Source organism: Halorientalis brevis (assembly GCF_042678165.1).
Classification (GTDB): Archaea; Halobacteriota; Halobacteria; order Halobacteriales; family Haloarculaceae; genus Halorientalis; species Halorientalis brevis.
The window spans coordinates 21088-46653 of record NZ_JBHUDJ010000003.1 but is presented as its reverse complement, the minus strand read 5'-3'; the positions used below and the strand labels follow the sequence as shown (position 1 = coordinate 46653).

Sequence of the window (25566 nt, the reverse complement as noted above, 5' to 3'; positions counted from 1 at the left end):
GCCATGGGACAAACGGGATGACAGACAACAGCATCGGTCCGTTCGGTTGGTTCTCGGCCGCAGGTTTCGTGGTCCTGAGTCTGTTGTACGTCGTCGACGTGCAGGGAATCGCGGAGTGGCCAGTGTCCGCAACGGTCACCGGCGCGATCGCGATCCTGGCCGGCATCGGTGCCGCGCTGTTGTGGGCCGGGAACGACCCGACGAGCTCCGAGCCGCACCGGGCGACCCGAACAGACTGACGAGGCGACCCCATTTTTCAGCGGCGCGCTGACCCGACCGCCCAGTACGCGGACCGAAACGCGGCGAAAGAGCTATGTATGCCAAGGCGCATGTTAACAATATACATGACCCCCACCAAACTCCAGGAGCGAATGACCGAGATGGAAGGCCGGGTCGACACCGAGCAGATCGTCGACGCCCTGATGTACGTCCGCGACGACGGCCGTCGCTGACGCGACTTTTTCGTGGCGACGAGCGCGTCCGAGTAGCGACGTCTATGAAATTACTACCAACTCACGACTGCCGTGACGGGATCGCCCCCGAGCAGTGAGAACGTTTAACAGCGGGTCGGGCGATGCCGACGGTATGCACGACACCCGCCAGGTCTACCTCGTGGACGCGTTCACCGACGAGCCGCTGTCGGGGAACCCCGCAGGCGTGGTTCCCGAGGCCGACGATCTCGACGAGACACAGATGCAGGCCATCGCCTCGGAGCTGGGCGCCAGCGAGACCGTCTTCCTGCGCTCCTCGGACGACGCGGACCGTCGACTCCGGTATTTCACGCCGACGAACGAAGTCGATCTCTGCGGCCACGCGACGGTCGCTAGCCACGCATGGCTGGTCGAGCGCGACCACATCGACGCCGGCGAGCACACGTTCGAGACGAACACGGGCGTCCTGGACGTCACGATCGAGGACGACGGGACGGTGTGGATGACCCAGAACCAGCCCGAGATCCGGCGCGTCGACGTGGAGTACGAGACCGTCGCGGACGCGCTCGGCGTGGACGTGGCCGCGCTGGAAGACGTGGGCGCGGACCTGCCCCTGGCCGTGAGTTCGACCGGGCTCCCGTTCCTGATGGTGCCGGTGAACTTCCTCGAACACGTCTCGAACATGAACCCGCAGCTGGGCGCTATCGAGGAGGTGAGTCGCGAGGTCGACGCGGCGGGCGTCTACGCGTTCACCTTCGACGCGCTCGACGCCGACTCGACGCTGCACGGGCGCATGTTCGCCCCGAAAGAGGGCGTGCCCGAGGACCCGGTGACGGGGACGGCAAGCGGTGCCGCGGGCGCGTACGTCCGCGAGTACGACGCCTTCGATTCGGTCCCCGAGGAGATGGTGTTCGAGCAGGGCCATTTCGTCGACCGGCCGGGCAGGGTTCGCGTCCGGGTCGGCGCCGAGATCGAAGTCGGCGGGCGCGCGGTGACCGCACTGGACGGCAACCTGGTCGTCCCCGAGAGCGACGAAGACGACATCATCGAAGCGTGACATGATTTCCCTCCCAGAGGCAGTTTGCCGGACGGCCGGCAGCGAGACGGAGATCGGTGGGAGCGGCGGGGTAACGCCTGTATAACAATCCACCACCCGGCAGTGGGGTTTCGCATGGGAAGACACACCCACGATTCGGGCGAGGCCACGCGGTTTGGTCTGCGTCGTGTCGGCAAACGCAGCACGATTGACGCGGTTCGGAACCCTTTTTATCAGGGTTCTGCACCCTACAGGTGAGGACATGGCTGTACTCTGGCTGGACGAAATCGGGGCAGACGACCTCGAATCAGTTGGCGGGAAGGCGGCCTCGTTAGGGGAACTGACGGCCGCAGGCCTGCCGGTTCCCCCGGGGTTCGTCGTCACGGCGGGGACCTACCGACGATTCATCGAGGACACGGGCATCGACGAGGAGTTGTTCGAGGCTGTCGACGTCGACGCCGATGACTCCAAGGCGCTCGCGGAAGCGGAAGCGCGCGCAAAGGAACTCATTCTCGAGACGGAGATACCCGAGGATCTCAAAGAGGAGATCCTCGCCTCCTACGAGGAGGTCGGCGACGAGGCGTTCGTCGCCGTGCGTTCCTCCGCGACCGCCGAGGACCTGCCCGACGCATCGTTCGCGGGACAGCAGGAGACGTTCCTGAACGTCACCGGCGAAGACCTGCTCGACCGCGTGAAACGCTGCTGGGCCTCCCTGTTCACCCAGCGGGCGACCTACTACCGAGAGCAGCAGGGGTTCGACCACGACGTCGTCGACATCGCCGTGGTCGTCCAGCAGATGGTCGCCGCCGAGAAATCCGGCGTCATGTTCACCAGTCACCCCTCGACCGGTGAACCCAAGATCATCATCGAGGCCGCGTGGGGCCTCGGCGAGGGCGTCGTCTCCGGCTCCGTGACCCCCGACAACTACGTCATCGACCGTGCGAGCGGCGAGGTCACAGACGTCGAGGTCGCGGACAAGAAGACGATGTACGACAAGGACCCCGAAACCGGGGAGACCGACGAGATCGAGGTTCCCGAGGACAAGCGCACCGAGCGCGTCCTCTCGGAGGCCGAGATCGACCGGCTCTGTGAACTCGGCGAGCAGGTCGAGGACCACTACGACACGCCACAGGACGTCGAGTGGGCGATCTTCGAGGGCGAGGTCTACATGCTCCAGTCCCGACCGATCACCACCATCGCCGACAGCGACGGCGAGGCCGCGACCGCCGACGGCAGCGGTGCCAAACAGGCGAGCAAGTCCGACGAGGACGGCGACGTCCTCCTCTCGGGCCTGGGCGCGAGCCCGGGCATCGCCTCCGGCGCCGTGCGCATCGTCGACAAGCTCGACCAGCTCGACAAGGTCGGCGAGGGCGACATCATCGTCACCGAGATGACGACGCCGGACATGGTGCCGGCGATGAAACGCGCCGCCGGCATCGTCACGAGCGAAGGCGGAATGACGTCCCACGCCGCGATCGTCGCACGCGAACTCGGCGCCCCCGCCGTCGTCGGGACGGGCGGTGCGACCGAGACGCTCAGCGACGACCAGATGGTCACGCTCGACGGCGACAAGGGAACCATCCGCGAGGGCGTCGAGACCAGCGAGGAGACCGAGCCCATCGAGGAAGCCCGACCGAAGACGCCGGTCAAGCCCATGACCGCGACCGAGGTCAAGGTCAACGTCTCTATCCCGGAGGCCGCAGAGCGCGCGGCCGCGACGGGTGCCGACGGGGTCGGACTGCTCCGCATCGAGCACATGATCCTCTCGACGAACAAGACGCCCGAGCGCTACATCGAGGATCACGGCGAGGAAGCCTACGTCCAGGAGATCATCGACGGCGTCCGAAACGTCGCCGACGAGTTCTACCCGCGCCCGGTGCGCGTGCGAACGCTGGACGCGCCGACGGACGAGTTCCGTCAGCTGGAAGGCGGCGAGGACGAGCCACACGAACACAACCCCATGCTGGGGTACCGTGGCATCCGTCGCAGCCTCGACCGGCCGGAACTGTTCAAACACGAACTGGAGGCGTTCCGCCAGCTGTGGGAGATGGGCTACGACAACGTCGAGCTCATGCTGCCGCTGGTCAACGACGTCGAAGACGTCACGCGCGCGAAAGCGCTGATGAAAGAGGTCGGCATCGACCCCGCGAAGCGCCGCTGGGGCGTGATGATCGAGACCCCCGCCGCCGCGCTCGGAGTCGAGAAGATGGCCCAGACCGGCATCGACTTCGCCTCCTTCGGGACGAACGACCTCACGCAGTACACGCTCGCGGTCGACCGCAACAACGAGAACGTCGCCGGCCGCTTCGACGAACTCCATCCGGGTGTGCTCGAACTCATCAGCCAGACCATACAGACCTGCCGCGAGTACGACGTCGACACGTCGATCTGCGGCCAGGCCGGCTCGAAGCCGCGGATGGTCAACCACCTCGTCAACGAGGGTGCCACGTCCATCTCGGCGAACATCGACGCCGTCCGCGACGTCCAGCACGAGGTCAAGCGCATCGAGCAGAAGCTCATCCTCGATTCGGTGCGCTGACTACGGACGATTTCGTCCGTCGAACTCACGCCAATCCTTTTTGACGTATACGGGAAAGACGGCGAGTAATGCCGACCGGGGAGCGACCCACGATTCTCATCGTCGAAGACGAGGAGAACGTCGCCGAGTCGTATCAACTCTATCTGGATTCGGACTACGAGATCCTGCTCGCTTCGAGCGGTGGTGAAGCGCTCGTCACGCTCGATTCGAGCATCGACGTCGTGTTGCTCGACCGTCGCATGCCCGGGCTGTCGGGCGACGAGGTGCTCGAGCACATCCAGGACATGGAGTACGACTGCCGGGTCGTGATGGTGACCGCAGTCGACCCGGCGGGAGAGATCGTCGAAATGCCCTTCGACGATTACCTCACCAAACCAGTGTCACAGGAGGCGCTCGCCGACACCGTTGAGGAACTGCTGTTACTGGACGAGTACGAGGAGTTGCTGTCTGAGTACAACGCGGTCGTCAAGACGTACGCGACGCTCAAGTCTCAGCTCAGCCAGCACGGACTCGAGGAGACGCAGGAAGTCGACGAACTCGAACAGCGCAAAGAGGCCCTCCGCGGGCAGATCAACGACGTCATCGACGGGCTCGACGAGGAGATGGCGGCCGTGTTCCGCGAGGCGCACCACGCCGGCTGACGGTGACAGGCCCGCAGTACGGCGACCGGGTGCTGTGCCAGCAGTCCACAGAGCGAACGCAACGGCTAAACCACTGTGGCACATGCTGTCTGACATATGCAGCGGGTCGAACCGCAGGATTTCAGTCGGGTTCTTTCTTCGATGTGTACCAGGCCACACCCCAGGGCACGCGAGGCCGCAGAGCGGTTCCTCGCGACGAATCCTGGTGACCCTGGCACGTACGAAGCCGTCTCCGAGCTAGAGACCGAGGCCGTCGAGATGTTGGGGACGATCACCGGCCTCCCGAATCCCGAGGGGTACATCGCCAGTGGGGGCACCGAAGCGAACATTCAGGCGGTTCGGATCGCGCGCAACCGGGCCGACACCGACCGGCCGAACATGGTCGCGCCCGAGAGCGCCCACTTCAGTTTCAACAAGGCGGCCGACCTGCTCAACGTCGAGTTGCGGACGGCGCCGACCGACGCCGACCACCGCGCCGACATGGAAGCGATGGCGGAACTCGTCGACGACGACACCGTGGTCGTCATCGGCGTCGCCGGCTCGACCGAGTACGGCCGCGTCGATCCCATCCCGGCGATCGCCGACCTCGCGCGGGACAACGACGCGCTCTGTCACGTCGACGCCGCCTGGGGCGGGTTCGTGCTGCCGTTCACCGAGAAGCGGTGGCACTTCGGCCACGCCGACGTCGACACCATCACCATCGACCCGCACAAGATGGGGCAGGCTGCCGTCCCGGCTGGCGGGCTGCTCACCCACTCGCAGGCGTTGCTCGACGAACTCGCCGTCGACACGCCGTATCTGGAGTCGAAATCACAGGCGACGCTGACGGGCACCCGGAGCGGCGCGGGCGTCGCCAGCGCCGTCGCCGCGATGGAGGAACTGTGGCCCATGGGCTACCGCAGGCAGTACTACGAGTCGATGGAGAACGCCGAGTGGCTGGCCGAGCAACTGGCCGCGCGCGGGCACGACGTCGTCGAACCGGAACTCCCGATCGTCGCCGCCGACATGACGATGCCGGTCACGGAGGACCTGCGTCGCCGCGGCTGGCGGATCTCCAAGACCGGCGCCGACGAGATGCGCGTGGTCTGTATGCCCCACGTGACGAAGTCGATGCTCCGGTCGTTCGTCGCGGACCTGGACTGGTTCTGACCTGTCAATTTGTTCCTATAGAGAGAAAATATTAACGCTTACACCACCGGGTGAAGAAAACTGGGTACGTGGCGTCAGCGTTGGTCCTCGCACTCGACGGCGTCCTCCAGGGGACGATGCACACCCTGGAAGCAGCAGTCCGAACCGCGACTGGACCGGCAGGACTGGGAATTATCGCCGTCTACTCGTTTCTCATCGCTGCCGTCCTCCCGCTGCCCAGTGAAGTCGTCCTCCTCCCTGTCACCCACCTCCAGCTGGGACTGCCCCACGAAGTGAATCTCGTGCTGGTGATCCTCATCAGCGGGGCGGCGAAAGCGGCCGGCAGCGTCATGGCGTTCCATCTCGGCCAGAAGGCCAAACAGTCCGGGCCGATCATCAGCGCCCTCCGCAGCTCGCGCATCGACGTCGTGGCCTGGTCCGAGCGCAAGACCGTGCAGTTGGCACAGCAGTACGGCTACGTCGGCCTCGCCCTGGCGCTCTGCGTCCCTGGCTTCCCGGACACGCTCTCGATCTACGCGTTCACCGTCCTGGAAGAGGATCACGTGTTGTTCGGACTGGCGACGTTCGTCGGCAGCGTCGGCCGACTCATCGTCACGCTGTTCCTGTTCGGCCTCGGTGCGGTTGCGATCGTCTGAGGCCGACCAGTCGGACCTGACACACCGAAACCTATTCCTGAGCCAACAACTAACGTCGACACAGAGGTTGGGGGATGGAAACACACGCAACACGAGCGTTGCGCGAGCAGTCGCGGGTGCTGCTTCTCGCATCGCCGACCGAAATCGAGCGGAGTGGACTCTGTTTCGACACGCTGTCGACAGCGACGCCAGCACAACAACACGCCCTGACGATCGCGTACAAGCGACGACCGAGGGACATCGTCGAGGGGTGGCGCGATCACAACGACGCTCTCCCGGCGTCACTGGCGATCATCTGCCCGGAGAGTCAGGCGACGCCGGACGAGACGCTCCCCGAGGGCGTCCACGAGACCCACGTCGCTGCCGGTGATCTGACCGGAGTCGGCATCGCCGTCTCGCGCTATCTCGACCGCTGGGCGGACGACGACGCGCCGATCACGGCCTGTCTGGACTCGCTGACAGTACTGTTACAGTACACGGAGACGGATCGAGTGTTCCGCTTCCTGCACACGCTCACCGGACGATTCATGGCCGCCGGGGCGAGCGCGCACGTCCACCTCGACCCGAGGGCCCATGACGACCAGACCATCGCGACGCTGACGACCCTGTTTGACGCGGTCGTCGAGCGGGACGGGGACGAGTGGCTGGTTAGACAGAGCTGACTGGTGGCCGGTCCGCTCAGTGGTCGGCAGCCAGTAGCGAGTCGACGTAGGCGTCGACGCGGTCGCGGAGCCGATTGCCGGCGTCGTCCATGCCGAGCGCCAGGTAGAATCCGGTCGACCCGTTCGCGGCGGCGAGGATGAACGCGGCCGTCCCGCGGGGATCGACCTCGCGGAAGACGCCCTGGTCGACGCCTGCGGAGATGATGCCTTCGAGATGGTCGAGGGTGTTCCCCTCGAGTTCCAGCAGCGGCTCACGGAGGGTCTCGTTGTACGGGGCGTGCGAGAGCAGTTCCATGACGGCGATGTTGACGCCGCTGGCTTCCTCGTTCTCCCGGCTGACGAAGAGGCGGTCGCAGGCCGCGCGGAGTTGCGTCTCCGGATCGGCGGCGTCATCGGCCGCCAGCGCCTCGGCGAGGTACGCCGTCGTGGTCTCGAGGAACGCGGCGATCATCTCGTCTTTCGAGTCGTAGTAGTAGTACAGTCCCGCCTCGCTCTTCTCGCTCTGGGCGGCGATCTTCTGCGTCGTGAGCCGGGCGTAGCCGTGGTCGGCGAGGGCCTGGCGCACGGCCGCGGCGATCTCCGCCTTGGCGTCGGGCGGCACCGTCTCGTCGCTCATACCGGCGAGTGAGCGGTCACTCGTATCGGTCTTTCGCTCGGCCCGGCCCCGGTGTCGAACCAGCGGATTTTAGGTCTGTATGGCGGTACGGAGACACACATGAGCCACGAGCCATTTCCGACGGACACTCCCGCCGTCGTGACGGTGGGGTTGCCCTACGCCAACGGCGATCTCCACGTCGGTCACCTGCGAGGATACGTGACCGGCGACACCATCGCCCGCGCGCTCCGGCGCGTCGGCCAGCAGACTGCCTTCGTCTGCGGGTCCGACATGCACGGGACGCCCATCGCCGTCAACGCCGCCAAGGAGGGCGTCTCCCCCGAGGAGTTCGCCCTCGAGTACCACGAACAGTACGAGCGAACCTTCCCGCAGTTCAACGTCGAGTTCGACAACTACGGCCACACCCACGACGAGACCAACGTCGAAACGACCCAGGAGTTCGTCCGGGAGTGGATCGACGGCGACCACGTCATCGAGAAAGAGATCCAGGTCGCCTACGACCCCGAGGCCGACCAGTGGCTGCCCGACCGCCTCGTCGAGGGCACCTGCCCGTACTGCGGCGAGCACGCCCGCGGCGACGAGTGCGACGAGGGGTGTCAGCGCCACCTCGAACCCGGCGAGGTCGAAGACCCCGTCTCGACGCTCACCGGAAACGACGCCGAGTACCGCGAGCGCGAGCACAAGTTCCTCCGGCTCGCTGACTTCCAGGACTACCTTCAGGAGTTCATCGACCGCGTCGAGGGGACTGACAACGCCAAGAACCAGCCCCGCGAGTGGATCGAAGGAGAGCTGCAGGACCTCTGTATCACCCGCGACATGGACTGGGGGATCGACTACCCAGGTGACGACGACGAAGCCGAGGACCTCGTCCTGTACGTGTGGGTCGACGCGCCCATCGAGTACGTCTCCTCGACCAAGAAGTACACCGACCGCGTGGGTCCCGAGGAGTACGACTGGGAGGAGGTCTGGACGGTCGACAGCGAGGACGAACTCGCGAGTGCAGAGAGCGGGGAGATCGTCCACGTCATCGGTCGGGACATCATCCAGCACCACGCCGTGTTCTGGCCCGCGATGCTCCGCGGGGCAGGCTACAACGAACCGCGCGCGATTCTGGCGACGGGCTTCGTCGGCATCGACGGGAAGGCCCTCTCGACCTCCCGAAATCGGGCGGTGTGGGCAGACGAGTACCTCGAGGAAGGGTTCCACCCGGACCTGTTCCGGTACTACATGGTCAACGGCAGCGGCCTGGAGACGGACGTGGACTTCTCCTGGGACCGCTTCGCCGAGCGCGTCAACGGCGAACTCGTGGGCAACCTCGGGAACTTCTGTTACCGCTCGCTGCTGTTCGCCGTGCGCAACTACGAGGGCACACCGGACGCGGAGGTGAGCGACGAGGTCCGCGAGCGCATCGAGGAGTCCATCGCGGAGTTCGAGGACGCGCTCAACGAGTACCGCATCCGTGACGTCGGTGCGGTCGCGATCGACCTGGCCGACTACGGCAACGAGTACATCCAGCGCAACGAGCCCTGGAAGCTCACCGACGACGAGCCCGAAAAGGCAGCCCAGGTCATCCGCGACTGCGTCCAGCTCGCGAAGGCCATCGCCGTACTGATGCAGCCGGTCATGCCCGAGAAGGCCGAAGCCCTCTGGGACCAGCTCGGCGAGGACGGCGCCGTCGCCACAGCGGAACTGGACGAGGCGCTCGCGACGCCGCCCGCGACCTTCGACGAGCCCGAGGAGCTGTTCGGCAAGATCGAGGACGAACGTATCGCGGAACTGAACGAGAAACTCCAGGAGCGCGTCGCGGAAGCGACTGAAGACGAGGACGAAGAAGACGACACAGAATCCATGGACTTCGAACCCGAATCACTGACTGAGGAACGGATCAGCTTCGACGACTTCGGCGACCTCGACATGCGCGTCGGGGAGATCGAGACGGCAGAACCGATCGAGGACTCGGACAAGCTCGCCCGCCTCGAAGTCGACATCGGCGTCGAGACCCGCCAGGTCGTCGCCGGCATCAAACAGCTGCACGACCTGGACGAACTGCCAGGCACGCGCGTGGTCTTGCTGGCGAACATGGAGAAAGCGGAGCTGTTCGGTGTCGAATCCAACGGCATGATCCTGGCCGCCGGCGACGAGGCGGACCTGCTGACGACCCACGAGGACGCCCCGCTCGGCTCGAAGATCCAGTAGGACCGCGGGCCGTGGGCTTTTGGTCGTGAGGCTCCTACACTGACGCATGTCCGACGACGAACAGTGGCGCTACTCGGTCGACGAGTTCCCTGACGACGGCCCGGGAACGGCCGAGCGCAGGGGCAACGGCGAAGGTGACGTGACCGGTACCGACGACGACGCGCCGGAACAGGAGTCGAGTGGCAACGTCGCCGGCCAGATCGGTGGCCTCGACGACGAACTGGAACCGGGCTCGCCCACGATGGAAAACGCGGTGTTCGTCGTCCTGGGGGCGACGACGACGGTCGTCTTCTTCATGGTGGTCGCAGGCCTCATCTGACGAGCGGCGATTTCGGGGCGAGCAGACCCCAACCCCGAAGCTTAACCCCGGGGCGCACTTACCAGAGAGCATGGCAGAGCCCGTCCTTGGAGAGAGTCTCTCACTGCTGCTCGTGGTCGCGGGGGCGCTTCTCGTCATCGGCGAGGCCCTCGCACCGGGCGCGCACTTCATCGTCCTCGGCGTGGCGTTGCTGGTGGCGGGGCTGGCCGGGCTGCTCTTGCCTCCGGGCCTGGGCATTTTCGCCCCGCTGATCCTCGCAGCCCTCGTCATCGTCGTGGGCGGGATCACCCTCTACGGCTACCGCCAGTTCGACTTCTACGGCGGCAAAGGCACCGGCCAGACCAGCGACTCGGACTCCCTGCGTGGCAAGACCGGTCGCGTCACCGAGCGCGTCACCGAGACCAGCGGCGAGGTGAAACTCGACAGTGGCGGCTTCAATCCCCACTACCGCGCTCGCTGCGTCGACGGCGAGATCGCCGAAGGCGTCGAGGTCATCGTCATCGACCCCGGCGGCGGCAACGTCGTAACCGTCGAAGCCATCGACGACATCGAAGACGACATCGACCGCGAACTCGCCCGCGAGAGCGCGAAAGCCGCAGACACCGAGAGCGCGACCGAACGCGACCCGGACGCCGACGCCGCCTGATTTCGCTGCGCCGATTTTCCGTCAGACGTCACAGTCCCCGTCCGACAGCCACCGATATTCTTTTCGATCGTCCACGCGATCCGAGAAACACACCACAATCGACCAGATCGGGCCCGATTCAGAACACAGACCCATGGTAATATCTTATATTACTTCCCTTATACCCAACACTTATCACCATCCCTGGCCATACGTGTAGATGTAATGTACAACAGGCGATGGTCGTACAGTGTTCGAGGGACTTTCCGCGATGATCGTCCAGTAATGGGCGTCTCGGGCGGGAAACCAGAACTGAAACGAGCGGGCGAAGGCCCTGCCCGGGAGAGGTGGTAAGACGACAGCCCACAGACGAATCATCGGCTCCGGGTCAGCGAATGCTGGCGTGAACGTGGCTGTTCACCACTGGTGTCAAGCCCAGTTCGTTGTCCACAACCTGACGGGCCGGTTAGTGTGTCCGGCCCGTCGACTTTCCTTGCACTCTCGTCCCAACCATCACGACGAGGGACACTCCCTACCGAATGCTTTTCTGTCGGTCGCGCTAATCTCGAAACAATGCACCCCGTGATACCACTGCAGACTGGCGGCCCGATCGGACTGGTCGTCATCATCCTGCTCCTGATCGCCGTCGTCACCGTCTACAAGATGGTCGAGATCGTCAACGCCTACGAGAAGCGGGCGCTGACGGTCTTCGGCGAGTACCGCAAACTGCTCGAACCCGGGATCAACTTCGTCCCACCGTTCGTCTCGCGCACCTACGCGTTCGACATGCGCACACAGACGCTCGACGTCCCGCGCCAGGAAGCGATCACCCGGGACAACTCCCCCGTCACCGCGGACGCCGTCGTCTACATCAAGGTCATGGACGCCCGGAAGGCGTTCCTCGAAGTCGACGACTACAAGCGCGCCGTCTCGAACCTCGCGCAGACCACGCTCCGCGCCGTGCTGGGCGACATGGAACTCGACGACACGCTCAACAAGCGCCAGGAGATCAACGCGCGCATCCGCAAGGAACTGGACGAGCCCACCGACGAGTGGGGCGTCCGCGTCGAGAGCGTCGAGGTCCGCGAGGTCAACCCCTCCCAGGACGTCCAGCAGGCGATGGAACAGCAGACCTCCGCCGAGCGTCGCCGCCGCGCGATGATCCTGGAAGCCCAGGGTGAACGCCGCTCCGCCGTCGAGACCGCGGAGGGTGACAAGCAGTCCAACATCATCCGCGCCCAGGGTGAAAAGCAGAGCCAGATCCTCGAAGCGCAGGGTGACGCCATCTCCACGGTCCTACGCGCGAAGTCCGCCGAGTCGATGGGCGAACGCGCAGTCATCGAGAAAGGGATGGAGACGCTCTCGGAGATCGGCCAGGGCGAGTCCACGACGTTCGTCCTCCCGCAGGAACTGTCCTCGCTGGTGGGTCGCTACGGCAAGCACCTCACCGGCAGCGACGTGAAGGCCAACGGCGAATCGCTCGACAGCCTGGACTTCGACGAGTCGACCCGCGAGATGCTCGGCCTCGACGACATCGAGGAGATCCTCGGCCAGATCGACGAGGAAGCCGAAGTCGACGTCGAAGCCATGGAGGAACAGGCCCAGGCGATCAAAGCCGGCGAGGACCCGGCGGACATCAAAGATCCCGACGACGTGATCGACGAGATGGACGCGGAGATGGAGTCCCCGGACGACACCGGGTCGGACGGCGCCGGTGGATCCGACGGACAATCGAGTGGCAAGTAGCGGGTAGCTACCCGTAGCCGAAGCGGTTTTACGCGTCTCTATTCTATTGTTGGATATGGTAAAGGAGGGGGTGGACGAGTCCAAGCGAGCGACCCTCCGTCGCTTCGCCGCCCTTGGTGCAGCGAGTCCACTCGCGAAGTTCCGCGCAGAGAGCGACAGCGAGGGCAGCAGCGACGCTCGGGACGCACTCGCGGGGTACGTCGCCGCGACCCCCGGCGCACACTTCTCGAAGATCCGGGACGATCTCCAGCTGGGAACCGGCGAAACGCAGCATCACTTGCGCCGGCTCAAACGCGCCGGTGCGGTCGAGAGCCGGAAGGACGGGGACTACAGCCGCTTTTTCCCGGCCGACCGCTTCTCCGAGTTCGAGCAGGTCGCGCTGGGCTATCTCCGGCGCGAGACGCCGCGCGGGATGCTCACGACGCTGTTGGCGAATCCGGACGCGACGGCCGGCGAACTGGCCGACGAGATCGGCGTCTCTGCGCCGACGATCAGCAAATACGCGAACGAACTCGAAAACTCCGGCCTCCTCTCGCGCGAGGACGGGTACGCGGTCCAGAACCCCGAAGTCGTCTTGCTCCTGCTGGTTCGCTACGCGGACTCGTTCGACGAAGACGCCACGGCGTTGGCCGCGAACGCCGCCGAGTTAGTCCAGTACGACCCCTAACGTCCCCAGTTCACACCCTCGAACACGAGTAGAGCCGGCCGCTGGTTGGTCAGCGCTGGCGGAGGACCGCGATCACGTCGTGACTTTCCAGGTCGTCGAGGAGGAGTAGCCCCACTTCTCGACGTCGACGTCGAACTCGCCGTTCTGGAGGGCAGGCATGTTGGTGCCGACCTCTTTGGCCGACATGTCGAGTTCGTCGCCGATGAGACGAGATTTGAAGTAGGTCTGCGTGTCGGCGTTCGCTCTGAGGTACTCGAGGATGCGCTGTTGTTTCTCCGAGAGGGCCGCGTCCGACTGTGCGCCGGTCGTCGCTACTGTCGTGCTCATATATTCCCGTACCACGACCTGTTCCTTAGCGGGTTTGGTAGAGTGAGTTAATCGGCTGCCGTCGTGCGGTTTTGCGGATCAAAGTCAGTCCAGATCGGGGACGGACGACGGTGTCGGGCCGCTGTTGGTACGTGCGGATAACGAGATCAGATGTCCTCTTCGATGATTTCGCCGACGGCGAAGTTCGACTTGACCTCGGTGATTTCGACCTTGACGCGTTCGCCGATGTCGGCGCCGGGGACGATGATGACGTAGCCCCGTTCGACCCGAGCGATGCCGTCGCCCTGTTTGCCGATGTCTTCGATCTCGACGTAGCGGATCTCACCGGCTTCGACGGGCGGCTGTGGCTCACCGGACGGCTCCTCCGTCTCGGCCGTCTCGGTGGGTTCCTCCCGTTCGCTGGCGATGAGCGCGACCCGATAGGTCTCGCCGGGGTCGATGGACCCCGTTTCGATCTCCCGTTGCGGGACCTCGATCGTGTACGTGTCGTCCGCGTCGTCGACCTCAGCACTGAACAGACACAGCAGTTTCTCAGAGATTTCCAAGGTTAGACCTCCATTCGGCGTCATAGAACCCCGCTATTAAAGAACTTGCCCGTCCCTCGGCCGTTCGAAGTCGAACTCGGCGGGTTCGCCCCGGTTCAGCGGTCCAGCGGCGTCCCGTCGGGTCGCTTCTGCCCCTCCGAGTCGTGGACGACCACCTCGCCCGGTTCCGGTTCGACGGGGTCGTAGTTGTCCCTGACCGCGATCGCTTCTTCGAGTTCGCGGACGGCTCGCTCTTTGAGCGCTTCGGCGAGCGACTCCGCTTCGGCGCGGTCGATCTCCCGCCCGAGCCCCTCGCACTCGTGGGCGCGGACCATCCCTTCCCGGTCGACGGCCTCTCCCATCGGCTGGCTCGTCCCGCCGAGGGCGACGCTGAACGGATAGGTCCGGCAGATGAGCGGGCGATCACCGTGGACCGAGCAGGCGCCCATCCCGTCTTCGTCTTCGGTGTAGAACGTGCAGTCGCCGCAGTCGTCGGTCTGGAGTGACCACTCGAACGTCTCGCCCTCCGGCCCGTCCGCGCCCTCGGAGAGACCGTAAGGCATCGGCCGGGCGACGTCGCGGAAGTCGTACTCGTCGTCGGCTCCCTGGAGACGGCGGATTTCGTCGGGGAACACCGTGGCTGTGTGTTCGTCCGCCGCTCCGTCCCCGGCGTCTTCGTCGCCGCACTCGATGGCCTTGCAGCACGCCCCACAGCGCGTGCACTCGAAGCCGATCGACTCGATGGCGTCCGCGATCGCCGTCACGTCGAGGTCGCGCGCGTCGGCGAGTTCGGCTTCGAGACTCTTCATACCGAACGCAGGAACGGGAGCGAGAAAAGCGGCACGTCTCGGAACCCACGCGGGATCGTCGGCGCGGCTGACAGCGCGACCCCCGACAGGCGGTCCTCGCGCACCGACCCCGCTCCGAACGAGGAGAAGGAGGTACCTACTGTTCGCTGTCCGGAATAACGACGACCTTACCGAAGCCCTCGCGGTTTTCGAGCAGTTCGTGGGCGCGGGATGCCTCGCTCATCGGAAGCGTCTCGCGGATGCGCGGCTCGAACGTGCCGTCCCAGACGAGTTCGAGCGCTTCCTCGGCCTGGCCGGGCGTCGCCATCGTCGACCCGATGACCGAGAGCTGGTTCCAGAAGATGCGGTTGATGTCCGTTTCGGGGTTGCCGCCCGTCGTCGCGCCGCACGTGACGACGCGTCCGCCTTTGGCGAGGCTCTTGAGCGAGGACTGCCAGGTCTGTGCGCCGACGTGGTCGACGACCATGTCGACGCCGCGGCCGTCAGTCAGGTCGCGGATCTCGCTCGCGAAGTCCTCCTCCTCGTAGTTGATGGTGTGGTCTGCGCCGAGTTCCTCCGCGTAGCTGAGCTTCTCCTCGGAGCTCGCGGTCGCGAACACCTCCGCCCCGGCGTGGTCGGCGACCTGGACGGCAGCGTGGCCGACGCCGCCGGACGCCCCGAGGACGAGGACGGACTCGCCGGCCTTCAGGTCGCCGCGGTCTCGGAGCATGCGCCAGGCAGTCTGGAACACGAGCGGCGCGGCCGCGGCCGTCTCCCAGTCGACGCCCTCGGGAACGGGCGCGAGGTTCGCTTCCGGCAGTGCAGCGTACTCGCTGTGAACGCCGCGGACGTGTTCGCCGATGATGTGGAAATCCGGCGCCAGCGTCGGGTCGCCTTTCCGGCTGAACTCGTCGTTCCCGCTGCTCTTCCCGGCAATCACGCACACCCGATCGCCGGGTTCGAATCGCGTGACGTCCTCGCCGACTTCCTCGACGACCCCGGCGGCGTCACTCCCCGGGATGTGGGGCATGTCGAGGTCGATCCCCGGCAGCCCTCGGCGAGTCCAGATATCCAGGTGGTTCAGCGCGCCGGCCTTCACGTCGACCAGTACTTCGTCTCGATCGACGTCTGGGTCGGAAAACTCACTGTATTCGAGAACGTCGCGGTCTCCGTGCGACTTGAATTGAACGGCTTTCATCGTGCATGCCGACTCCCTCGACGATAATAAAACTCGGTCTCGACACTTGACGAACTAGAGAGGGGTGAAACGATCAATGGTCCCACACGTCTCGAACGGAGGGCTCGCCGCCGACAGTAGGGGACGTCAGACCCGGAGATTGCCTGGAGCGGGACATACCACCGGTGTATACGATTGCCGAACACCCCGACCGACGACCGGCAGGTGCACGGTCGTCCCTGCCGACTCCGGGACGCCGCCGTCGAGCGGTGACAGGTCCGGTTCGCCTCACTCCTCGAACGGGCCGCGGGCGCTGTCGGGTTCGTCGCCGGGTCTGGCGACCAGGTTCTCCCGGCCGAGGCGAATCTTGCGGATCTGATCGGCCTCGGCCATGGCAGAGAGCACGCGACTGACCTTCGATTTCGACCAGTCGGTGCGGGCGACGATCTCGGATTGGGGGAGCCGTCCGCCGTGTGCCTCGAGGAGGCGGATGACGCGCCACGCGTCGGGATGGCCGAGCGACTCGCCAGCGGGGTCCGTCGGGACGGCCTCGCCGTTAGCTTGCCGTGATCGTGGGGCCACCGCGGGCGACGCGTGACGTGCTCGCCAGAGGACGGCGCCGACGCCCGCGAGGAAGCCCACGACGAGGAGGCCGGCGAACAGCGTCAGTCCGGACACCGGTACCCAGGCCGGGAGCAGTTCCGTCGGGAGCGCGTTCTCGGCCGGCGTCTGGGAGCGTGGCTCCGGCCGGCCGTCGACGGCCGCGTTCGGTCGCGTCGGATTCGTCCCGTAGCGGTTCACTTCCGGACCGTCGGCGAACCCGTCGCCGTCCGTGTCCGCCGCGGTGGGGTCCGTGCCGTACTCGTTGACCTCCGGCCCGTCGTCGAGGCCGTCCCCGTCGGTGTCGCGTCGGAGCGGATCCGTGTTGTGGACGTTCACTTCCGGTCCGTCCGCCAGGCCGTCCTCGTCCGTGTCTGCCTTGGTCGGGTTCGTGCCGTAGCGGTTCACCTCGACGCTGTCACCCACGCCGTCGTCGTCCGTGTCGGGGTCCGTCGGATCTGTCCCGTAAGTAGTCACTTCGGTGCCGTCGGCGAGGCCGTCGCCGTCGGTATCGGCTTGCTTCGGGTTCGTCCCGTAGCGGTTCACTTCCACCCCGTCGGCGAGGCCGTCGCCGTCCGTGTCGGTCGCGTTCGGGTCCGTTCTGTAGGTGCGCTGTTCTCGCCCGTCAGCGAGCCCGTCCCGGTCGGTGTCCGCGACGAACAGTTTCGTCCCGAGCTCGCGTTCCCGGCGGTTGTCGAGGCCGTCGTCGTCCCAATCGCCGTCAGGGGAAAACAGGAACACGGAGCTGGTGGTCCGGGACTGGACGGTTCCGTTCCGCGAGCGGGTGGCGACGAGGGTCGCACGCCCGGAGCGGTTCGCTGGCCACTCGGACACGGAGAACGCGACCGACTGGTTCACGCCGGGGCTCACCAGCCGTTGGCAGGAGAGGAACCGCGACCGAGAAGACGTGTTCACGCGGAGGCAGACGGTGGTGGGCGTAGATGGCACGTCGACCGAGAGCTCGACGGTCGTCGGCTGCCACGTCGCGATCAGGGTCTGGTTGCCGTCGGCCGCGATGACGCCGGCCCCGGAGAGCGTCACGTTCGGGCCAGCGTCGACGACACTTCCGCTGGCCGCCGGAGCAGTTCCCACGAGCGCGACAGTTGCGAGGATCAAACCGACGCGGAGAGGGCACATCGTCCGTGTATGGCAGGCCACGCGTGTGCCCTTAGTGGTCCTTGCGGGGTTGAGGCCAGTTGAGTAAGCGCAGCCAACTCGCCTTGAAACAGTTCGAAACAGTTGTTACCGCCGGGGGCGGCCAGCAACGACCGGGCCGGTTTATCCCTGCGTTCGTGGTACGCCTGGGTGCATTATGCACGACAGGCTCTCGAGACGACGTGTCATCACAGGTCTCGCCGCTGCCAGTGCTGCCGCGATCGCCGGCTGTGGAAGCCCAGGCGGGAACGAAACGAGCCCCGGCGAGGGAGAAAGCCCGGCCGACGGCGAAAGTCCGGCCGACGGCGAAAGTCCGGCCGAGTCACCCGCGGGTGGCGAGGGAGAAAGCCCGATGGACTCACCCGAGGAGAGTCCGATGGGTTCGCCCGAGGAAAGCCCGATGGGATCGCCGGAAGAGAGTCCCATGGGTAACGAGACGGGGAACATGACGGGCACTGAGACGATGGACGGAAACATGACCGGCAACGAAACGATGACCGGCAACGAGACGACGGCCGGCAACGAAACCGACGGCGGCGGCCTCCTGGAATAACGTTCCGTCGCACTCGCTCGCTTTTTTCTCGGCTCGTCAGTTCAGGTTCTCGACGTTCGTCGTCACGGTCTCCATCATCTGGGCGAACGTCATCGCCTCGTCGACGGGCCCCTGGAGTTCGAAGCTGCCGCCCATGAACGCCGTCACAGGGTTGAAATCGGGGTCGTTGAGCATGCTGAACAGGACGTCGGTCTCCCCCTTGAACGACAGCGTCGAGTTCTCCAGCAGGCCCGGTCCACCGGACACAGTGCCCGGGTCCGGGTGCGACGTCATGTGGAAGGTCACGGCCGAGTCGACGGCCTCCCAGTCGACCGAGAACTCGTCGGTCACCTCCTCCTGTACCTCGGGGACGTTCTCCGAGATGAGTTCGAGGCCGCCCCACAGCACCGTCAAGAAGCGATCGACCGTCTCGGGCTCGTTCCCGGCGTATTCGGCGATCCCGTCGAGCGTGCTCAGCCGCCGGGAAAGATCCTCGAAGCAGTCCGGGTGCTCCAGGAGGAGCGTATCGAGTTCCTGCTCGGTGCCAGCGAGCACGTCCGGGAGGTCGTTTTTGAGGTCGTCGTCGTCCTGTTCGAGCACCGTCGCGAGTCTGTCGAAGTTCACGTCTGTCATGGTCGGGAATCGAACGGGATCGCGACCGCCAGTCTCCGCCGCACGTCCGGGTCGCCGGCTGCGATCCGCGCGTTCTTACTCTGTGAGTAACTGGCGACCCACCTGAAACTACCTCATCGCATTAGTGGTGTTTTAACTACCACGTGGCACGGATCGGACGGTCACGTCGTGTCCGTCCGCACCGACCAGCCGACACCCCTCGCGCCCGATGAATCCGTGCCGCCGGTCACCAGGAGTTCCAGAGGCGCTGTTCCACGCCGATGCCAAAGTTCGTTCCCACGGGCCGGGAACGGAGAGGTAATTAACCGTCGCGCCCGGATACATTTCCCAATGAGTGACCAGACCACGCCTCGCCTTCGACGACGCGCGTTCCTCGCCGGCTCGGCCGCGGCCGCCTCGCTCGCGACCGCTGGCTGTCTCGGCGGCGGCGGCCAGGAACAGCAGACGCTCGAGACGCCCGCGACCGGGACCGACACGACGACGGGTGACCTGCTGCCGACGCCGGTCCGCGGCGATCCGAACGCGGACGTGACGGTCATCGTCTTCGAGGACTACGCCTGCTCGCACTGCCGTGACTACTCGCTGAACGTCGCGCCGGAGATCATCTCGAAGTACGCCGAGCCGGGGGACATCCGCTACGAGTTCCACGACTTCCCCATTCCGGTCGACGCGACGGCCTCGTGGGAAGCCGCCTGCGCCGCGCGCGCCGTCCAGGCCACCGAGGGACAGGACGCGTTCTTCGAGTTCTCGAAGGCGCTCTTCGAGGCCCAGTCCGACCTCGGTGCGGACACCTACGAGCGACTCGCGAACGACGCCGGGTTCGACGGGAGCGCGATCAGAACCGCCGCGCTGCAACGGACGCACGAGCCGACGGTCCGTGCCGACCGGCAACTGGGCCAGCAGGCCGGCGTCACCGGGACGCCGACCGTCGCCGTCAACCGGCAGGTCGTCCGCCCGACCGTGTCCGACATCAGCTCGGCGATCGACGGCGAACTGGCCTGAGCCAGCCGACCGGCCAACGCACAGCACTCAAAAGGGGGCCGACGATTCCCGCACTGTGAGAACGGAACGTAGGTTGATTACGATTTTGTACGTTTACCCCACTATGGGTGCACAAACGACACCTGGTCAGAGTCAGCAGTCGCTAGTAACTATGCCATCGAGCGCACTGGGATACGTCGCAGTGCTCGCGGCGCTCGTGACGGGTGTTCTCCACCTCGCGCTCGCGCCTCGCGTGATGGGATTCAGTCAAACGATGGGAATTCTCTTCGTCCTGAACGGGCTCGGGTTCCTCGGTGGGCTCCTCGTGTACCTGACCCGGTACTGGCGACGCCCGCTGTATCTCGTCGCTGCCGTCTACTCCGTCGCGACGATCCTCGCGCTGTTCGTCTTCCAGGGCTTCAGCGTCGAAGCGTTCTACATGCAAGGGAGCATCAACCCGATGGCCGTCATCACGAAAGTGGCAGAGCTCGTCCTGGCAGTCGTCGCCGTGGTCCTTTACGGCAACGCCGACGCGTAGTCGAGACGCGACGCCGTCGCGCGGACTCAATTTTTCCAGCCTTCCGAGGACAGCCAGCCGCCGGTGTGACAGTATCGAGCGGAGCTAGCGCACGTCGTCGAGCCACCCGAACGCGGCGTCGGCCGACGCCGGGACCGATCGGACGTACGGTTTGACGTCCAACACGGGCGTCCCGTCGACGAGGTCGAGGCCGCGGACGCGGAGCGTCGTGCCCTCCCGGTCGACCAGCTCCACGGTCGTCTGTGCGATCGGATTCGGGCGATGTGGGCTTCGAGTGGCGAACAGGCCGACTTCCAGGTCGTCCGCGTGCGGCGGGTGCGCTCGAAGGCGGGTGTCGTCGATGTCGTCGAGGTGCGCCAGGACGACGACGTGAGAGAACTCGTCGAGGTCGGTCAGTCCCCGGCTGTATTCGTCGTCGAGGACGATCCGGCCCTCGGTCTCGCTGACCGCGTCGTGGACGACTTCGTCGGGCGATTCGAACGGTGAACGAACGTGTCCGATTGGTGTGTAGGTGATTGTCATTGGTGGGTTCCGAGTCGGGACACTGCGATTACTGCGGTCGCTGCGAACAGGGGAAAGAGCGCGAGGACGCCGAAGAGCAGCGGGTAGGTGTTGCTGGAGAGGATCCAGCCCGCCAGGGAGGCGCCCAGAGCACCGATCCCGAAGTTGACGGTGAAGACGATGCCGAAGCCGATCCCCTGACCGGCGTCGGGCGTGTGTTTGGCGACGAGCGCGGACTGCAGCGGCGCGAGCGTGAACAGGAGCGCCCCGAACGCGAGGCCCGCGGCGATCACGGCCGTGCCGGAGAGCATCCCCAGCGCAACGAGCGCGACGCTCGTCGTGACGAACACGCCGAGCAGGACGCGTTCGACCTCGAAGCGTTCGCCGAGCTGGCCGCCGACGATCTGGCCGACCGATCCCATAAGGAGGATCACCGAGTAGAGCCACTGGCCGGCTCCGACCGACGACCCGGCGATCGACAGCGTCGGGAGATCCCCGATCGTATCGATGAACTGCGGGAGGAAGGTGAGCGTCCCGCGGTAGTAGATGCCGGCAAACACGTACATGCCGACGATCGCGGCGAAGACGGGCACGGCAAGTCCCCGGAGTTGGCCGACGACGTCGGCGAGCGAGTGGTCAGCGGCCGAGTGGTCGTTCGCGTCGGTCGGGCCGCGAACGGCGAAGAGTACGCCGAATCCGAGTAGCGGGACCGCGAGCAGTCCGAGAACGGTTCGCCAGTCGGTGACAGCGAGCCCAGCCGTGATGAGCAGCGGGCCGATACCGATCCCGAGGTTCGCGCCGATGCCGTGATAGGCGAATCCCGCACTCGGCGCGCTCGCCTCACGGCTGATGAACGCGAGCGCCGGCGCGTGGTAGAAGCCGGCACCGATCCCAGCGAGCGCCACGACGAGCGCTAACGCGAAGAACGAGCGGACGAACGGCGCGACGAGGAAGACGGCGCCCGTCAGCAACAGGAAGCCAGTGATGACGGTGTCTGCGCCGTACCGATCGCTCAAAATTCCTGACGGGAGCGACATAACGCCGTAGAGACCGGTCATCAGCGTCACGAGCAGTCCCAGTTCGTAGGTCGTGACCGCGAACTCCTCGAGCCAGATGGGGATGAAGAGCGGGATCGACAGCACCACGAGGTGGTCGAGCGCGTGCGCCCCCATCGTGTACCCGATCAATCGCTGGTCAGTCGCCGGGACACCGCGCCGTTGGAGAAAGTCGCGTATCGCGTGCGTAGTGGCCATAGTATTGGTGGTCGTGTACAATATAACCCCAGTCCGAGCCGCGAATATATGCTTCGTTATCGGCGAGAAGGTCGCTAGCCGCGCCCGGTTGACGCGGTTTTCTCCGCTACCGCTGTCGGTGCCGCACTCAGTCGCTCGCCTTCCGCTCGCGCGTGACTTCGCCGATACCGGCGTTCGCCGAACAGGCGGGGCAGGCGTACACGTCGCCCGCGCTGTCGCCGAACACGCGGCTGAACTGTTCCGAAACGTGTTCCCCGCAATTGTTACATCGTGGCATGAGTGTCGAGAGTGGGTCGCGTCGTCGGTGGTGTTACCGCGCGATTCCCCGGGTCTGTCGTCCATTCACTGCGAGCGCGCCGGCCGTCTCGCGGGCGCCCCCGGTGAGCGAACGCGTCCCCGCTCGGTCGCGGGCGCTCATCGGTCGACCCCCGTCGCTTCGATCTGCACGGCGGCGTCGTTCGGCAGCGCCTCGACGCCGACGACGGTCATCGTCGGCCGGCGGTCGTCGAAGAACTCGTCGTAGGCCGACTGCACCTCCGGCTGTCGCTCCATCTCCGTGAGATACACGGTCGTTCGCATGAGGTCGTCGGCCTCGACCCCGGACTCCGCGGCGACGTCGGTGACGTGACTCAGGGCGTCGAGGGTCTGTTCTTTCACGCCGCGCTGCACCGCCGTCTTTTCGTCCGGGACTTGCCCGTCGAAGAAGACGAGTTGCAGCGAGCGTTTCCGGACGCCGTACCCGGCGAGCGCTGACAGTCGATCGCTTTCGTATCGTGTTACGTTCTGGCTCATGGTTTTGAGTCGCGAGTTCTCGGGTGGTCGCTCGTATCTCGACGTTGACGCGACGACTGCATCACAGTTTCTTTAGCATTAGCTAACTCGCCTTTCGGACGCGAATCCGGCTGTAGAAACAGCTTTATTCCATCCCTTCATATCTGATTGGCAGTAGCCAAATGACTGCGTCACCCAGTTTCGCGGACGAGATGCGCGAGTTCGAGTTCGTCGTGGAGTTCGAGCACGGCGTCGACGACCTGATGGACGTCTTCCAGCAGTACGACAGTCTCTCAGTCTGGTCGTCGGCCGTCTTCACGACCGAGCAGACGATGTGGCGCCTCGACCACGCGAAGGGGACGAGCGAGGCGCTCGACGCGTTCGACGCCGTGTTTCTGGACGAGACCCGGTGTAACGAGTGTCTGGACGTGCCGAGTTGCGACACGGCGCGGTCGTATCACGTTCTGGATCGGCGGGCCACGGCGCGGACGATCTACACGCTCCGGCACGAGGTCAGCCGCTGTCACTCGATCCCGTATTTCGTGCTGGACCACGTGCGCGAAGGCGTCCTGTTCGAGTCGCGGCGGACCGGCACCGAGTACCGCTGGCGCGTCCTCTATCCCGGGACGCAGCCGATCGGGGAACTGTTCGACACCATCGAAACGCACCTCCGCGACGGCGTCTCGCTGTCGATCTCGCACCTCACCAGTGCCGGCAACTGGCAGGCCACGGCGAGCATCAACGCCGACCTCTCGCCGGCACACTGGACGACACTGGAGGCTGCCGTTGCGCACGGCTACTACGAGCGGCCGCGAGCGGTGTCGGTGTCCGATCTGGCGACGATTCTCGACGAGCCGCGCTCGACGGTGCAGTATCGGCTCCGCACGGCCGAGGACTGCATCGTCTCGCAGTTCGTCGAATCGGCGCTTTGAACCCTACAGAAGCCGCCAGAGCAGCGATCGGAGCTTGTAGCCGAGCGTGTCGTGCTGGTAGCCGTGCCAGCCGCCCATACCGCCTTTGAGCGTCGTTGCGTCGTAGCCTTCGTCGTCGAGGATCTTCGTCGCCCGCTTGGCGACGACGCCCTGCTTGCAGACAGTCACGACCTCCCGATCGTCGGGAATCTCGTCGAGTCGGTCCCGGAGGGCGGCCTCGTCGCCTGACCGGAGGTCACCGTACACGGGGACGTTGGTACTGCCCTCGATACGACGGTCGTCGTAGCTCTTCCGGGGTCGAATGTCGAGCAGAAACGGCCCGTCGTCGCCGAGCCGCGCCGCCAGTTCGTCGGGACGGATCGTACTCATCAGGTCCCTCTTCGAGACCCTACAGGAACTTCTTGCGATACTGCGTCGCGACGTCGCGCGTGAACGCCTGGTAGCGGATCACGTCGTCGCTCGAGAGGTCGTCGTACTGGTCGACGTACGCCTGGGCGTCGGCCTCGCTCGCGTAGGGGAGCGGGTTGCCCATCATCGCCATCGGCCCTTTGCTCCGGTCGGCGTTCGTCTCCAACACGTAGTAGGCGGTCGTCCCGTCGATCTGTGCTTTCGATTTCACGCAGTGTGCCCAGACGCCCACGATGCTGTCCTGCGTCTGTCCCGACGAGAAGTGGCCGGGGTCGGCGCTGTAGGCCGCCAGACAGCCCGGCGAGCAGAAATGGGCCCGCTCGCCGTCCTCGTGGGAGAGCTGGGCGTTCCAGTCCGGGAACTTCGCGGGCATCATGTTACAGACGGCGCACTCCTCGTCGTCCGGCACGGAGACCGGTTCGACGATCGCCGTCTCGTCGGTGTCGGGGAGGAAAGACGGTCGGAAGCGTCGCGCCAGCGCCACGTCGAACGCCGACAGCGGGACGGCGTCGTTGCTCGTGAGCGAGTCGTACTGGTCGACGTAGCTCTGGACGTCCGCGGCGTCCGCGAACGGCACCGGGTTCTTCCCCATCGGCGCCTCGATGTGGGCTTCAGTTTCCTCCAGGACGTACTGGGCCGTCGTCGCGTCGGTGTACTCTTTCGAGGTGTAGTCGCGGACCCAGGCGTGGGCCACGTCGTCCTGCGAGTGGGCCTCGTCGAAGTGGGACGGCACCGCGTGGTACGCCGTTAGACACCCCGGCGAGCAGAAGTGCTTGCGGTCGCCGTTCTCGTGGGTCAACTGGGCGTTCCACTCCGGGAACTTCGCGGCGTACATGTTGCACACCGCACAGCGCGCCTCCTCGGGGACCGGCTCGACGGGCGACGCGAGGTCCTGTTGCCCCGCCGTCGTCGGTGCGTCTGTCGCCGTTCCAGCGTCCGTCTCGGCGGGACTGGTCGCGGTGCCGTCACCGCTCTCGGAACAGCCAGCGAGCGCCAGGGCAGTCACGCTGGCACCGCTCGCCAGGAGCGCCCGTCGCGTCAGCGGCCGTCCGGTGTCGTCGTCCGCGTGTCGGGTCATACCAGAACCTGACGCACCGCCGAGACAAATAACGCCTGGCACGATTCTCGAAAGCAGGAAGCCAGTGCGACCGACTGGATCGGCGCAGGCACAGGGGGAGATCGGC

At 65.6% G+C, this 25566-nt stretch carries 29 protein-coding genes; 16 read left to right on the top strand and 13 right to left on the bottom strand.

All coding sequences use genetic code 11. From position 1 onward, the window contains the following. Window positions 1-17: 17 nt before the first annotated feature. From ACFR9U_RS07380 to ACFR9U_RS07350, 7 genes are all read left to right on the top strand, one after another. Window positions 18-239: a hypothetical protein gene (locus ACFR9U_RS07380; RefSeq protein WP_247375993.1), complete on the top strand. Its 222-nt coding sequence runs from the start codon at window positions 18-20 to the stop codon at window positions 237-239. 346 nt (window positions 240-585) lie between these two features. Beyond that, complete coding sequence (locus tag ACFR9U_RS07375; protein ID WP_247375996.1) at window positions 586-1488, top strand: PhzF family phenazine biosynthesis protein; 903 nt, start codon at window positions 586-588, stop codon at window positions 1486-1488. 241 nt (window positions 1489-1729) lie between these two features. Next, window positions 1730-4006 carry a phosphoenolpyruvate synthase gene (gene ppsA, locus ACFR9U_RS07370; protein ID WP_247375998.1) on the top strand — a complete coding sequence of 759 codons (2277 nt, stop codon included), beginning with the start codon at window positions 1730-1732 and terminating at the stop codon, window positions 4004-4006. Window positions 4007-4074: 68 nt separating this feature from the next. Further along, on the top strand, window positions 4075-4647 hold the full coding sequence (locus ACFR9U_RS07365) for a response regulator (RefSeq protein ID WP_247376001.1): 573 nt from the start codon (window positions 4075-4077) through the stop codon (window positions 4645-4647). Between the two features lie 96 nt (window positions 4648-4743). Then, entirely contained in the window at window positions 4744-5796 is a 1053-nt protein-coding gene (gene mfnA, locus ACFR9U_RS07360) for a tyrosine decarboxylase MfnA (protein ID WP_247376003.1), read from the top strand. Between the two features lie 116 nt (window positions 5797-5912). Continuing rightward, the gene (locus ACFR9U_RS07355; RefSeq protein WP_247376140.1) at window positions 5913-6431 is read left to right on the top strand and encodes a YqaA family protein; all 519 of its coding nucleotides are present in this window, start codon (window positions 5913-5915) and stop codon (window positions 6429-6431) included. Between the two features lie 74 nt (window positions 6432-6505). Then, window positions 6506-7093 (top strand): DUF835 domain-containing protein, encoded by a 588-nt coding sequence (locus ACFR9U_RS07350; protein ID WP_247376005.1) that lies wholly within the window; start codon window positions 6506-6508, stop codon window positions 7091-7093. A gap of 16 nt (window positions 7094-7109) precedes the next feature. Here ACFR9U_RS07350 and ACFR9U_RS07345 read toward each other — a convergent pair whose 3' ends face one another. After that, entirely contained in the window at window positions 7110-7709 is a 600-nt protein-coding gene (locus ACFR9U_RS07345) for a TetR/AcrR family transcriptional regulator (protein WP_247376008.1), read from the bottom strand. Between the two features lie 99 nt (window positions 7710-7808). On the opposite strand from ACFR9U_RS07345, the gene metG reads away from it, so the two are divergent. The 5 genes from metG (at window position 7809) to ACFR9U_RS07320 (ending at window position 13262) form a co-directional block, all read left to right on the top strand. Further along, window positions 7809-9905 (top strand): methionine--tRNA ligase, encoded by a 2097-nt coding sequence (metG, locus tag ACFR9U_RS07340; RefSeq protein ID WP_247376009.1) that lies wholly within the window; start codon window positions 7809-7811, stop codon window positions 9903-9905. A gap of 46 nt (window positions 9906-9951) precedes the next feature. Then, window positions 9952-10224, top strand: a complete 273-nt coding sequence (locus tag ACFR9U_RS07335) for a DUF7312 domain-containing protein (protein ID WP_247376011.1) — start codon at window positions 9952-9954, stop codon at window positions 10222-10224. Window positions 10225-10294: 70 nt separating this feature from the next. Further along, window positions 10295-10870: an NfeD family protein gene (locus ACFR9U_RS07330; RefSeq protein WP_247376014.1), complete on the top strand. Its 576-nt coding sequence runs from the start codon at window positions 10295-10297 to the stop codon at window positions 10868-10870. Between the two features lie 552 nt (window positions 10871-11422). Beyond that, window positions 11423-12595 carry an SPFH domain-containing protein gene (locus tag ACFR9U_RS07325; RefSeq protein ID WP_247376016.1) on the top strand — a complete coding sequence of 391 codons (1173 nt, stop codon included), beginning with the start codon at window positions 11423-11425 and terminating at the stop codon, window positions 12593-12595. 55 nt (window positions 12596-12650) lie between these two features. After that, window positions 12651-13262, top strand: coding sequence for a winged helix-turn-helix transcriptional regulator (locus tag ACFR9U_RS07320; RefSeq protein WP_247376018.1), 612 nt, complete (start codon window positions 12651-12653; stop codon window positions 13260-13262). Window positions 13263-13334: 72 nt separating this feature from the next. On the opposite strand, the gene ACFR9U_RS07315 is transcribed toward ACFR9U_RS07320, so the two are convergent. The 5 genes from ACFR9U_RS07315 to ACFR9U_RS07295 all read right to left on the bottom strand — a co-directional run bounded on the left by ACFR9U_RS07315 (window position 13335) and on the right by ACFR9U_RS07295 (window position 17815). Continuing rightward, on the bottom strand, window positions 13335-13589 hold the full coding sequence (locus ACFR9U_RS07315; protein ID WP_247376021.1) for a DUF7123 family protein: 255 nt from the start codon (window positions 13587-13589) through the stop codon (window positions 13335-13337). 146 nt (window positions 13590-13735) lie between these two features. Beyond that, on the bottom strand, window positions 13736-14134 hold the full coding sequence (locus tag ACFR9U_RS07310) for a TRAM domain-containing protein (RefSeq protein WP_247376023.1): 399 nt from the start codon (window positions 14132-14134) through the stop codon (window positions 13736-13738). A 95-nt stretch (window positions 14135-14229) separates the two neighbouring features. After that, window positions 14230-14922 (bottom strand): YkgJ family cysteine cluster protein, encoded by a 693-nt coding sequence (locus ACFR9U_RS07305; protein WP_247376024.1) that lies wholly within the window; start codon window positions 14920-14922, stop codon window positions 14230-14232. A 136-nt stretch (window positions 14923-15058) separates the two neighbouring features. Further along, window positions 15059-16099, bottom strand: a complete 1041-nt coding sequence (locus ACFR9U_RS07300) for a zinc-binding dehydrogenase (protein ID WP_247376026.1) — start codon at window positions 16097-16099, stop codon at window positions 15059-15061. Window positions 16100-16366: 267 nt separating this feature from the next. After that, a complete protein-coding gene (locus ACFR9U_RS07295; protein ID WP_465262015.1) occupies window positions 16367-17815 on the bottom strand; it encodes a helix-turn-helix transcriptional regulator in 1449 nt (482 codons plus the stop codon). A gap of 175 nt (window positions 17816-17990) precedes the next feature. On the opposite strand from ACFR9U_RS07295, the gene ACFR9U_RS07290 reads away from it, so the two are divergent. After that, the gene (locus ACFR9U_RS07290; RefSeq protein ID WP_247376032.1) at window positions 17991-18386 is read left to right on the top strand and encodes a hypothetical protein; all 396 of its coding nucleotides are present in this window, start codon (window positions 17991-17993) and stop codon (window positions 18384-18386) included. A gap of 36 nt (window positions 18387-18422) precedes the next feature. On the opposite strand, the gene ACFR9U_RS07285 is transcribed toward ACFR9U_RS07290, so the two are convergent. Further along, the gene (locus ACFR9U_RS07285) at window positions 18423-18998 is read right to left on the bottom strand and encodes a hypothetical protein (RefSeq protein WP_247376034.1); all 576 of its coding nucleotides are present in this window, start codon (window positions 18996-18998) and stop codon (window positions 18423-18425) included. Window positions 18999-19328: 330 nt separating this feature from the next. Here ACFR9U_RS07285 and ACFR9U_RS07280 point away from each other — a divergent pair, with 330 nt between their 5' ends. Then, window positions 19329-20000, top strand: coding sequence for a DsbA family protein (locus ACFR9U_RS07280; protein ID WP_247376036.1), 672 nt, complete (start codon window positions 19329-19331; stop codon window positions 19998-20000). Between the two features lie 103 nt (window positions 20001-20103). After that, on the top strand, window positions 20104-20517 hold the full coding sequence (locus ACFR9U_RS07275; RefSeq protein ID WP_345893348.1) for a DUF7475 family protein: 414 nt from the start codon (window positions 20104-20106) through the stop codon (window positions 20515-20517). 84 nt (window positions 20518-20601) lie between these two features. Here the strand turns inward: ACFR9U_RS07275 and tsaA are convergent, their stop codons facing one another. The 4 genes from tsaA to ACFR9U_RS07255 all read right to left on the bottom strand — a co-directional run bounded on the left by tsaA (window position 20602) and on the right by ACFR9U_RS07255 (window position 23063). Then, window positions 20602-21039 carry a tRNA (N6-threonylcarbamoyladenosine(37)-N6)-methyltransferase TrmO gene (gene tsaA / locus ACFR9U_RS07270; RefSeq protein ID WP_247376042.1) on the bottom strand — a complete coding sequence of 146 codons (438 nt, stop codon included), beginning with the start codon at window positions 21037-21039 and terminating at the stop codon, window positions 20602-20604. Beyond that, window positions 21036-22271, bottom strand: coding sequence for an MFS transporter (locus tag ACFR9U_RS07265; RefSeq protein WP_247376044.1), 1236 nt, complete (start codon window positions 22269-22271; stop codon window positions 21036-21038). The genes tsaA and ACFR9U_RS07265 overlap by 4 nt, the downstream gene beginning before the upstream one ends. Before the next feature lie 127 nt (window positions 22272-22398). Continuing rightward, window positions 22399-22548, bottom strand: a complete 150-nt coding sequence (locus tag ACFR9U_RS07260) for a DUF7563 family protein (RefSeq protein WP_247376046.1) — start codon at window positions 22546-22548, stop codon at window positions 22399-22401. Window positions 22549-22685: 137 nt separating this feature from the next. Further along, complete coding sequence (locus ACFR9U_RS07255; protein ID WP_247376048.1) at window positions 22686-23063, bottom strand: RidA family protein; 378 nt, start codon at window positions 23061-23063, stop codon at window positions 22686-22688. 161 nt (window positions 23064-23224) lie between these two features. Here ACFR9U_RS07255 and ACFR9U_RS07250 point away from each other — a divergent pair, with 161 nt between their 5' ends. After that, window positions 23225-23974, top strand: coding sequence for a helix-turn-helix domain-containing protein (locus ACFR9U_RS07250; RefSeq protein ID WP_247376051.1), 750 nt, complete (start codon window positions 23225-23227; stop codon window positions 23972-23974). 3 nt (window positions 23975-23977) lie between these two features. Here ACFR9U_RS07250 and ACFR9U_RS07245 read toward each other — a convergent pair whose 3' ends face one another. Next, complete coding sequence (locus tag ACFR9U_RS07245) at window positions 23978-24343, bottom strand: rhodanese-like domain-containing protein (RefSeq protein ID WP_247376053.1); 366 nt, start codon at window positions 24341-24343, stop codon at window positions 23978-23980. Between the two features lie 19 nt (window positions 24344-24362). After that, a complete protein-coding gene (locus ACFR9U_RS07240; protein WP_247376056.1) occupies window positions 24363-25460 on the bottom strand; it encodes a nitrous oxide reductase accessory protein NosL in 1098 nt (365 codons plus the stop codon). Between the last annotated feature and the right edge of the window lie 106 nt (window positions 25461-25566).